Source organism: Cellvibrio sp. UBA7671 (assembly GCA_002483145.1).
GTDB classification, from domain to species: domain Bacteria; phylum Pseudomonadota; class Gammaproteobacteria; order Pseudomonadales; family Cellvibrionaceae; genus Cellvibrio; species Cellvibrio fibrivorans.
Map to the genome: position 1 here is coordinate 718518 of DLHJ01000014.1, position 11428 is coordinate 729945.

General features: G+C 49.6%; 7 protein-coding genes. 3 read left to right on the forward strand and 4 right to left on the reverse strand.

The genetic code is table 11. The annotated features are described in order from the left end of the window. Window positions 1-19: 19 nt before the first annotated feature. Window positions 20-2275: a bifunctional 23S rRNA (guanine(2069)-N(7))-methyltransferase RlmK/23S rRNA (guanine(2445)-N(2))-methyltransferase RlmL gene (gene rlmKL / locus B4E62_RS15065; RefSeq protein ID WP_331352615.1), complete on the reverse strand. Its 2256-nt coding sequence runs from the start codon at window positions 2273-2275 to the stop codon at window positions 20-22. Window positions 2276-2586: 311 nt separating this feature from the next. Between rlmKL and rmf the strand changes: the two genes are divergently transcribed. Beyond that, window positions 2587-2811 (forward strand): ribosome modulation factor, encoded by a 225-nt coding sequence (gene rmf / locus B4E62_RS15070; RefSeq protein ID WP_007641871.1) that lies wholly within the window; start codon window positions 2587-2589, stop codon window positions 2809-2811. A gap of 102 nt (window positions 2812-2913) precedes the next feature. Here the strand turns inward: rmf and B4E62_RS15075 are convergent, their stop codons facing one another. From B4E62_RS15075 to B4E62_RS15085, 3 genes are all read right to left on the reverse strand, one after another. Next, a complete protein-coding gene (locus B4E62_RS15075; RefSeq protein WP_331352616.1) occupies window positions 2914-3942 on the reverse strand; it encodes a quinone-dependent dihydroorotate dehydrogenase in 1029 nt (342 codons plus the stop codon). A 120-nt stretch (window positions 3943-4062) separates the two neighbouring features. Next, window positions 4063-4284: a DUF2835 domain-containing protein gene (locus B4E62_RS15080; RefSeq protein ID WP_310069690.1), complete on the reverse strand. Its 222-nt coding sequence runs from the start codon at window positions 4282-4284 to the stop codon at window positions 4063-4065. 33 nt (window positions 4285-4317) lie between these two features. Beyond that, on the reverse strand, window positions 4318-9255 hold the full coding sequence (locus B4E62_RS15085) for an NAD-glutamate dehydrogenase (RefSeq protein ID WP_331352617.1): 4938 nt from the start codon (window positions 9253-9255) through the stop codon (window positions 4318-4320). Between the two features lie 203 nt (window positions 9256-9458). Between B4E62_RS15085 and B4E62_RS15090 the strand changes: the two genes are divergently transcribed. Next, window positions 9459-10418, forward strand: coding sequence for a MoxR family ATPase (locus tag B4E62_RS15090; protein ID WP_310069684.1), 960 nt, complete (start codon window positions 9459-9461; stop codon window positions 10416-10418). Window positions 10419-10433: 15 nt separating this feature from the next. Continuing rightward, window positions 10434-11402: a DUF58 domain-containing protein gene (locus tag B4E62_RS15095; RefSeq protein ID WP_331352618.1), complete on the forward strand. Its 969-nt coding sequence runs from the start codon at window positions 10434-10436 to the stop codon at window positions 11400-11402. The last annotated feature ends 26 nt before the right edge of the window (window positions 11403-11428 follow it).

The following is an 11428-nucleotide window of genomic DNA, read 5'->3' on the forward strand; positions in this document are numbered from 1 at the left end:
AAAATTGACCTTTATTGAACTAGTGGGTAATCAACCAACACTGATGGATTTTAGGATTGCGCTTAAAATCTTCATCAATTGTTTGCGCACTAATATCCTTGATGGTGTATGCACTCAATGCATCAGCATCCAATTTAAAACTGCGCAGGTTATTGGAGAAAATCAGTGTGCCACCTTCCGCTAACGAGCGCATCGCATTGTTAATCATGCCGACATGATCGCGCTGCACATCCAATACATCTTCCATACGTTTGGAATTAGAGAAGCTTGGAGGATCAAGCAAAATCAGATCAAATTGTTGGTCGTTATCTTCCAGCCATTTTAAACAATCGGCTTGCTCCAAACGGTTGCGCGACTCACTCAAACCATTTAACGCATAATTTTTACGCGCCCAGTTTAGATAAGTATTGGACATATCCACGCTCACCGTATAACGCGCACCGGCCATAGCCGCGTGCACACTCGCGGTTGCGGTGTAACAGAACAAATTTAAAAAGCGTTTATCTTTGGCCAGATCCGCAATCATCAAACGCACCGGGCGATGATCGAGAAACAAACCCGTATCCAAATACTGCCACATATTAATATGCAGCTTCGCTGGCCCTTCCTGCACACTGAATACATCACCGGTTGGACGCTCGCTGATTTTTTCGTACTGGCTGGTACCCTTATTGCGACGGCGCTGTTTGTAGCTGATATTGGAAGCGAGTAAATCCAGCGCAAACGGCACCGCCATTTCGATTTCCGCAAAACGCTGCGCAGCGCGATCTTCATCGACTGATTTGGGTGCTGCGTATTCCTGCACATGGGCGTAAAGTTGCGGAGCACGATTGGGCTGGGTTTGGCCGCGATAAATATCAATTGCCGCGGAATATTCCGGCATATCAGCGTCGTATAAACGATAGCAACTTATGTCGTTTTTCTTTGCCCACTTCTCTAACTGCTTGAGATTTTTTTGCAGGCGATTCACTAACATCTGTGCACCATTGGAAAGTGCATCAGCCTGTTCTTTTTTGTTTTCAACTTTAACCCGCGCTTCAGCTTCTTTGCGCTCTTCATCGTCTTTACTAAAGCGCGCATCTTGCTCGACACGGCTTTGTACAAATGCTTCGCTGCTGATGCTGAACATCAACAATTCGCTCGCGATAGTGCCGTTAAAAAATTTGTATTTTTTATCCGCACGCAAACCCATTTGTTTACCGAGTTCAGGGTTGCCGGTAAACACACCCGCGCGCCAACCCTGGAATTCATTGCGCAAACGCTCTCCCAAATGGGCATACAATAATTTCAGCGATTCAATTTCGCCCAAACGTTCGCCGTAAGGTGGGTTGCTGATGACGATGCCAAAATCCATCGCCTTGTGCGTCGGTTTTACGAAATCTTTTAATTCTTTACGACTCACACGCAACCAGTGATCCAACTCGGCGCTGACAATATTGTCTTCCGCTGCGCGAATAACGTTGACATCAGCATCGTAACCGCGAATTTCTGGCAGATTTTCGCGCGCAAGACCTGCTTTTTTGCGCGCAAACGCTTCTTCGCGTAACTCCAGCCAGATATCGTTGCGATGGTTGAGCCAGCGTTCGAAACCAAAACTGCCGCGCAACAAACCCGGAGCAATATCCGCAGCGATCAAGGCGGCTTCAATCAGGATAGTTCCCGAGCCACACATAGGGTCTAGCAGTGCACCACCTTGCGCAGCTATCTCCGGCCAGCCAGCACGAATCAAAATGCCCGCGGCGAGATTTTCTTTCATCGGCGCATTGCCCTGCTTCACGCGGTAGCCGCGGCGATGCAGGCTGTCTCCCGAGAGATCGATACTGACAATCACTTTGCTTTTGGATAAGCGCACATTCACCCGCAAATCCGGGTCGCGCTTGGCGACCGAGGGGCGTTCGCCGCTGAAATCGCGCAGGCAATCCACAATCGCATCTTTGACTTTTACGGCGCCAAACTGGGTGTTGCGGATAGTGTCGTTGGTGCCGATAAAATCCACCAACAGCGTGCCATTGGGGCTTAAATGCTCCTCCCAACGCAACTCGCGTACACCGTCATAAAGTTCTTCCTGGCTATCGGCTTCAAAGCTTGCCAGCGGCAGCAGTATTTTATTAGCCAGACGCGACCAGAGGCAGGCGCGATAGGCCATCCCTATATCGCCCGAGAAATAGATACCGGCAACCGTCTCGCGCAGATCTTCTGCACCAAGGGTTTGCAGTTCGCTATAGAGCAAGCCTTCCAAGCCTTTGGGGCAAGTGGCGAAATATTGATGTGTCATTACGCTTTCCAACAAGGGATTTTCCAAAAAAAGGTTTCCTGATGAACTTTTCTGAACAGAACCTGACTAACGAAAGGTGTTTGTCATCAAGTTGTCAAATACATTTGCTAGGCCGATATGCCATATAGAACGGCCTATGTATAAAAATTTAATCGTTCACGAGGCCAGTTAAATCTGGTGTACTCACCCAACCTGTCAACGCTAAGGAGAATGTAAAAACCAGTCAGACATGCTAGTGAAAGACCGCAAGACCGCTTCCGTCGATAAGTAACACCCTATCGATAAACCACAATATAGAGGTGCAATAACTGATGAAACGTCAAAAACGTGACCAAACAGAACGCGCATTTGTTAAAGGGTATCAAGCAGGTATTGATGGGCGTTCCAAAAGCCTTTGTCCCCATGAGACCGGCCAAGCGCGCCAGCAATGGCTCAACGGCTGGCGCGAATCGCGCATCGATCAGTGGGACGGCTATAGTCGTTTGGCACAGGTTCAAAAAGTGAACAACATCCAACCCATGGCCATGAGTGGCTAGCTTTCAACGCAAGACCAACAGAATTTTCCCAGCTAAATCATTTTTGATTCTATAAGCCCGCTCTTGCGGGCTTCGCTGTTTTAGCGCCTTAAAAAAACGGAATCACAGCCCTTTGTGATAACTGGCTATTCCAGCTGCAGCCCGGCCAATCAGGCTTGGCCCCTCATAAATAAAACCGCTATAGATTTGTACCAAGCTGGCACCAGCGCGGATTTTATCGGCAGCACTCGCGCCATCAAAAATCCCGCCCACACCTATAATCGGCAATTTTCCACCCAGACAGGAACTGAGCGTTTTGATCACATAGGTGCTCTTGTCGCGCACGGGTAAACCGCTCAAGCCGCCGGTTTCACTGCCATTCTCATATTCTTCTACACCTACACGGGTGATGGTGGTGTTCGTGGCAATCACGCCGTCCATACCTTCCTGCAGGAGAACGCCGGCGACTTGGTGGATTTCACTCTCATCCATATCCGGTGCAATTTTTACCGCGATAGGTACGTAGCGGCCTGTTACCTGTTGCAGCACAGCCTGCTCCTTTTTCAGCGGTGCCAGCAGCTGCGAAAGCGAATCGCCAAACTGCAAGTTACGCAAGCCTGGGGTATTGGGCGATGAAATATTCACGGTGATGTAGTCCGCGTGTTCATACACCTTACGGAAACACATCAGGTAATCATCCACCGCATTTTCCACAGGGGTAGTGGCGTTCTTGCCAATATTGATCCCCAACACGCCCTTATAGCGGCGGTGTTTAACCTGCTCGACCAAATGATCCACACCCTTGTTATTAAAACCCATCCGATTGATGATCGCCTGGGCTTCCGGGATACGGAACAGGCGCGGTTGCGGGTTGCCCGGCTGAGGGCGCGGGGTAATGGTGCCTATCTCCACAAAACCAAAACCCATAGCTCCCAGCGCATTGAAGTAATCGCCGTTTTTATCCAAACCTGCGGCCATACCTACCGGGTTATCAAAGGTCAGACCCATCACGTTTACCGGTGCGCTGGGCACACTGGAGGTAAATAATCCCAGCAAATGTAAACGCTCGGCAGCGCCCAGAAGATCGAGACTAAGTTCGTGGGAAGTTTCGGCATCAAGGCGGAATAAAAGATCGCGGATAAAGTGGTACATGGCAGGCTCTTTAGCAGTCTGGATGGGTGACGATAAATAAGGCGGCAAGGATACTGGATTAACGGGTACAACGCACCCCGAACCTTGCCCTTTTTCTTGCGCTAATGACTACACCAAAGGCTAAGCCAATCGATGAACAGATTGGAAGCGATTGTCCTCATCAAAATCGATCTGAAAGGTACCGTGGATACCGTTGTGCAATACATATGGCCGCAGGATTCCCGCAGGGAAACGGATACTACGGCCATCAATACTGTGCGCGAAAACGGTTTTAACGCTGCCCTCATACAAACGTTGAAACTCTTCCGTGGAAATAGACAAATTAACGATAATACTTTTCAAAAAAATAAATCTCTTGTTAAAAAAGCGATAGGGTTATTCCGGCAAAGGGCAGTTATCCAACGCCTCACAATGCTGACTCGCCTGCGCAAGGTCTAGCAAATCGCGCAGGGCAACCGACACCATCGCAAAGTCAGTGCCATTTACCGCCTGCAATTCATTCACCATGGTTTTCCAACGTGCGATGAGTAATTGATGCTGATTACTCCAGCGTTGGATCAACTCATCCAGCGACAAACGCTCATCCACAAAACGGATGAGCGATACACTCAAGCTGCGCAATTGCGATTCCAAGTCTCCCAGATAAGTCTCCCGCGCCATGGCTTGCCAGATGTTATCAACCGGTAAATTGGAAATTTGGTTTGAAAACCAGGGCAAACTCAAATAATTGCCCAACGCAAAATAAATTTTGGCAAGTTGGTTAATATCCTGGTTGGCGATACGCGCTGCCTCCACCACACTTAAGCCTGAATATAAATCTGCGGGTCGCGCCACGCAACTGACCAGATTATCGGACAGCCCAAAAGCGCGAAGTTTCTGTACAGACTCCTGCCATTCGGCCAACGCATCACCCACCAATAGTTGCGGCAAATGTGCATTGATGGTTTGCATACCTGTAGCAAACAACTCCACTTCACTTGCAGGATGCAAATAGCTGCGGCGATTGCGTAAAAACCAGCGCGCGGCACGGCGGATTTTACGCATCATCATATTGATCAACTGTAATTGCCGCTCCGCAGGTACCGCAGTGCCGGCGGCATCGAGTGCAGCTAAAAATTCCGGCATCGCATAAATATCGCGCGCAATCACGTAAGCTTTCGCCACATCACCAGCGCTTGCACCTGTCGACTCCATCAACCGCTGTGCAAAACTGATCCCCATGGTATTGACCATATCGTTGGCAATTTGGGTGGCGACAATTTCGCGGCGCAGGCGATGGTTGCGCAGCGCTAAAGGAAATAGCTGCGCAATTTTATGTGGAAATGCAGTTTCAATAAATTTTGCCAGATAGTCATCATCGACAATGTTTGCGGTGGTTAAATCGTCTTTTAACACGGCTTTGGCATAGGAAATTAATATGGCCAACTCCGGACGTGTGAGCGATTTTCCGTGTGTTTGACGCTCTAACAACTGCTCATCTGAGGGCAAAAATTCCAATTTGCGATCCAGCCGCCCTTCGCTTTGCAAGGCATTCATAAAGCGGCGATATTCAGCACTGCGCTGCAAGGCATCTGATTGCGCCACACTAATTGCCTGGGTTTGCCGCGTATTATTGTGCAGCACTAACTGTGCAACATTGTCGGTCATATCCACCAACAATTGGTTGCGCTGCTTTTGGGTGAGGTCGCCATTAGCGACAATTTCGTTTAATAAAATTTTGATGTTCACTTCGTGGTCAGAACAATCAACACCACCGGCATTGTCGATAAAATCGGTATTGCACGCGCCGCCATTCAAACAATACTCAATGCGTCCGCGCTGGGTCATACCCAGATTACCACCCTCGCCAAATACTTTGCAGCGCAACTCTTCGCCATTGACCCGCAGGCTGTCGTTGGCTTTATCACCCACATCTGCATGGGTTTCAGTGCTGGCTTTTACATAGGTACCAATACCACCGTTCCAAATTAAATCCACCGGCGCCTTAAGCAGTGCATTGATCAGCTCCGTTGGCGTTAAGCTGGCTGCATCCAACGCAAAGCGTGTGCGCATTTGCGCCGAAATCGCAATGGATTTTGCGTTGCGATTAAATACGCCGCCGCCCTCGCTGATCAGCGTTTTATCGTAATCATCCCAGGTCGTTTTGGGTGTAGTAAACAATCGCTGCCGCTCGACAAAACTGCGTGCCGGATCGGGATTGGGGTCAATAAAAATATGTTGGTGATTAAATGCAGCGACCATCATCGTCGCTTGCGATAACAACATGCCATTACCAAATACATCACCTGCCATATCGCCAATACCCAACACGGTTACAGGTTCGGTTTGCACATCAATATTTTTTTCGCGGAAGTGGCGCTGCACTGAAATCCACGCGCCACGCGCGGTAATGCCCATACCTTTATGGTCATAGCCCTGGCTGCCGCCCGAGGCAAATGCATCGCCGAGCCAGTGATTGTATTCAGCCGAAATGGTATTGGCGATATCGGAAAAACTCGCAGTGCCTTTGTCGGCAGCCACTACCAGATACGCATCATCTTCATCGTAGCGCACGACGCTTTTTGGCGCACAAATACTGCCATCAACCAAATTATCAGTTAAATCCAGCAGACCACGAATAAGCCACTGGTAGCAGGCAATGCCCTCTTGTAATTGCTGATCACGATTAGCATTGGGTGGCATTTTTTTACAGACAAAGCCACCCTTGGCACCACTGGGAACAATCACTGCATTTTTTACCTGCTGGGCTTTTACCAAGCCAAGCACTTCCGTGCGGTAATCTTGTAAACGGTCAGACCAGCGCAGGCCGCCGCGCGCAACTTTACTGGTGCGCAAATGCAGACCTTCCATCCGCGGTGAATAAACAAAAATTTCAAATAGCGGGCGCGGCGCGGGAATATCCTGCAAATTACGTGGAGAAAATTTGAGGGAAAGATAAGGCTTGCGATTGCCCTGCGCATCCACTTGATAAAAATTCGTGCGCAAGGTGTTATCAATCAAGGCGAGGAAGCGGCGAATAATACGGTCATCATTGAGGTTTTGCACTGCATCCAGGCGCGCAAGAATATCGGTGCGCAGCGTAGCAATTCGCTCCGGCGTTTTCTCGTCTACCAAATCCGGATCAAACTTCAGGGTAAACAACTCGACCAGCTTATGTGTGATAGCCGCCTGATTTACCAACGCTACCGCCATATAGTTTGCGCTAAACGGGAACAAGGTCTGGTGCATGTAGCCGGAATAGGCGCGCAACATGACTACTTCGCGCCAAGCTAAGCCGGCCGTAGTAATCAGTGCGTTAAACGCATCGCTATCGGCTTGGCCGTGCCATATAGCGGCGAAGGCACTCATAAAATTTTCTTTGAGTGCAGGCAAATCAATGCTGCTGGAAAATTGATGGGAAAGCTTAAAATCGTGCAGCCAAAACAATGTACCCGAGGAGGTATTGATACCGTAAGTGCTTTCGCTTACAACACGAAAACCGAGATTTTCCAATACCGGAATCACATCGGACAAGGCCAGCGTAGTATCGCGATGGAAAATTTTGAATTGCACGAATGCACCCTGCTCACCCACAAGCGAATGGTACATACTGAGGGCAATTTTCTGTGCATCAACCTGCCCATTATCCGCAGGATTTCCAGCAGACAATTCGGCAATGGAGTGGATATCCTGCACTGCCGTAGGTGCATCGTATTGCTCTTGATAGGCAGCCGAAAATGCATCGCGATACTCGCGCAGTAGCTGGGCACTCACCTCCTCCCCATGCGCCTCCATCAACGCCGTGTGTAAATAATCCTCCCATGACCGGGTGATATTCACTATCCCGGCCTGCAGAGTCGCCACGTCCACCTGCACTGGCATAGCGGAATCCAATTTAAATACTAGATAGACGCGCGCGAGGATGGACTCAGAAAAATAGGTAGTAAATTGGCTCTCATGCGAACCTATAGCGTTGCCGATCAATTCCTGTATCGCCAGACGCACTTTGGTAGAAAAATAATCGCGTGGGACATAAATAATAAAATTAATAAATTTTCCAAACGGATCGCGCCGCATAAACAATCGCACCATAGAGCGCTCGTTGATTTGCGCTACCCCCACAAGTGTTTCGTAGAGTTCAGTGCTGCTGCTTAAAAATAATTCATTGCGCGGAAAGGTTTCCAATAACTGGCGGAAATTTTTCCCATCGTGGCTCGCCTCGTCCAATCCGGTAAGTTCAAATACTTTCGCAACTTTAGTGGCGATCAGCGGGATCTCGGTCGGACTCATCAAATAAACGGCCGAGGTGTAAAGCCCAAGAAAACGCACCTCCCCTATTACCTCGCCCTGTGCATTAAAACGTTTAACCACTACATAATCGGAATAGGCATTGCGATGCACGCGCGCACGCGCGGAGGATTTGGAAAAAGTAATGACCTGAGGCACCAAATGAAAACGTGCCATGCCTTCGTTAAATAAATCTACTGCGAGGGAGGCCTTGTCAGTGCTTTTACGCAAAGTGAATATACCCAAGCGTGAGGCAGGAATTTCACAGAGAGTCTTCTGGCCAGCAACATCTTTAAATTCATACTCGGCATAACCGAGAAAAGTAAATTTATCCTCCGTCAGCCAATGCACGAAGGCTTTAGTTTGCTGGATATTGGCCGCAGCCGGGGCATCTTTAGCAAAATTGAGGTTTTGCTCTGTCGCAAGTGCAGCAGCACGCATAGGCTGGTAATCATCAACAACGCACTCAACTTCCGCCAGAATATCGTGCAAACTCTGGCAAATTTCTGCCAGCTCGTGCTGATCAGTATGGACGCTGACTTCCATTACAATCATGGCTTCTTTAATTTTATTACCGCTGAGCTCTTGTATTACCTCACCGTTATCGCCGTCAATTAATTCCACTAGCTTATGATTAGCGTCCCGCACCAAACTAAGCACCGTGCTTTTGATGGTGTAGATCGCTATGTTGCGTCGGTTTAATTCGATGCGGATTGAATCCACCAGAAACGGCATGTCTTTTTGCAATACCACCAGCGCCGTGTGTGGGCACACCCAGCCATCCTCAGCGAGACCGGGATTAAACAGGCGCACCTTGGGTTGCTGCCCGTCGTACTGCTGGATAAATTGCCACCACTGGTAGAGGCTGCCGAATACATCGCTCAAGCGGCGTCCAACCAGCTCCTCCAATGGGTAATGGTTAAAAAATTTTTTCGCCAGCTGCTGCAACGGTTCCAGCTCAGAGCCCGTCAATTTGGACGCGCTGTAATTATTAAATTCATCTAAAAATTCAGTGAGCCTGTGCTGGCTGACTAATGGGCTGTTCACAGTTTGAACTCCTGCCAAAAATGGAACTGATGTTCCTTAAGCCTAGTCGAAAAATTCCTGCAAACAGTTGAAATTACAGGGAACCGTCACCACCTTGCGCAGTCTATCGAGCACTTTTGTCGCGCTGCCAATGTCTTTTGCAGTTCGTCAGCCTTGAATCAACCCATAATTGCTACCCCATCAGCGAAAAGGTATTCATTTCCATGCAGGCTTTTCAACAAATCCAATCATTGAACACATGGCTGAACGACCAAATTATCGGCCAGGAACATTTGACCCAGCGCTTATTGATCGCCCTGCTCGCGGATGGCCATTTACTGGTAGAAGGCGCCCCCGGTCTCGCCAAAACCAAGGCGATTAAAACCTTATCCCAGGCAATAGAAGGCAACTTTCATCGTATTCAGTTCACTCCGGACTTGCTGCCCTCCGACGTAACCGGCACCGATATCTATCGCCCGGAACAAAATCGCTTTGAATTCCAACCAGGGCCGATTTTCCACAATCTGGTATTGGCCGACGAAATCAATCGCGCGCCCGCCAAAGTACAATCAGCGCTGCTTGAAGCCATGGCCGAGCGCCAGGTGAGTGTGGGCAGCAAAACCTATCCCCTGCCCGGCCTGTTTATGGTGATGGCTACCCAAAACCCGATTGAGCAAGAAGGTACCTACCCGCTGCCCGAAGCCCAGCTCGATCGCTTTTTGCTGCATGTGGTGGTGGATTACCCGAGCATCGAAGCCGAGCGCCGCATTTTGCAACTCGCGCGCAATGAAGCTGCCTCAGTCGCCGCTGTACAACCGGAAATGATTACCCAGGCCACTATCGATGCTGCACGCAATCAAATCCTGGCGATTTACATGGCCGAAAGTGTGGAGGACTACATAGTCCACCTGATCAATGCCACCCGCCGCCCCGCGCAATATTCTGAAGAGCTAGCTGGATTGATCGAGTACGGCGCAAGCCCGCGCGCGACTATCGCATTGGATCGCTGCGCCCGCGCCCACGCCTGGTTAAATGGCCGCGATTTTGTCAGCCCCGATGATGTGCAAGCAGTCGCTCACGATGTATTGCGTCATCGCCTGATTTTAAGTTTTGAAGCAGAAGCTACTGGCACTACACCCAATCACGCGATTGATAAATTGCTGGCCGCCGTGCCACTGAGCTAAGTGGAACGCAATGCTATGAGCAATTTGCAGCAAGACTTGAATCCTCGCGGTGCTTATACCGAACTCGCCGCGCTATTGCGCTGCCGTTTTTCCGCGCAGGATTTAAAACTCTTTGCCCACCAACCAGCGCGCAGTTTGTTGTCTGGCGGTGAACGCACACGCTTTCGCGGACGCGGAATGGATTTTGAGGAGGTGCGGCTCTACCAACCGGGCGATGACATCCGTTCTATCGATTGGCGAGTGACCGCACGCACCCAAGTCGCGCACACCAAAATTTTTCGCGAAGAGCGCGAGCGTCCGGTATTTATGTTGGTTGACCAGCGCTCGCCGTTATTTTTTGGTAGCACGCGCTGTTTTAAATCTGTACTCGCCGCCCACATAGCAGCTCTGCTCGGCTGGGCTGCGCTCGCCAATGGCGATCGTTTGGGAGCACTGGTGTTTGGTGATTACAACCAGCGCGATGTGCGTCCACGCCGTAGCAAACATGCCGTGTTGGAATTATTGTATCAACTGCAAGATTACAATCACCGTTTAACATCGCCGATTACTCCCGCTCCAACACAATTGCCGTCAGGCGACATGCAAAAGCCCAACTCGTTGAATGAAATGCTGGCGGATGCACGCCGCATTGCCAAACCCGGCTGCGCGCTATTTATCATCAGCGACTTCCATGACTTGGATAACAATGCCGAACAACAATTATTTGAATTGGCGCGGCACACCGATGTAACCCTGATTCATGTTTATGATCAACTCGAACGCCAACTGATTAGCAATTCGCCATTGACCATTAGCAATGGCCGCGAGCGTTTGCAGTTAGCCGCTAACGAAAAGGCATTTCAGCAAGCCTATCAACATCAGTTTGATCAGCAGTTAAGCCTGCTCACGAATATTTGCAAACGCTTGCGCATCCCACTGCTGAGTTACGCTACGCAAGACGATATTCAGGACGGCTTGCGCAAAGCGTTTGGGCGAAAGAAATAGTCATCACTTTTAACATTAACTACAAC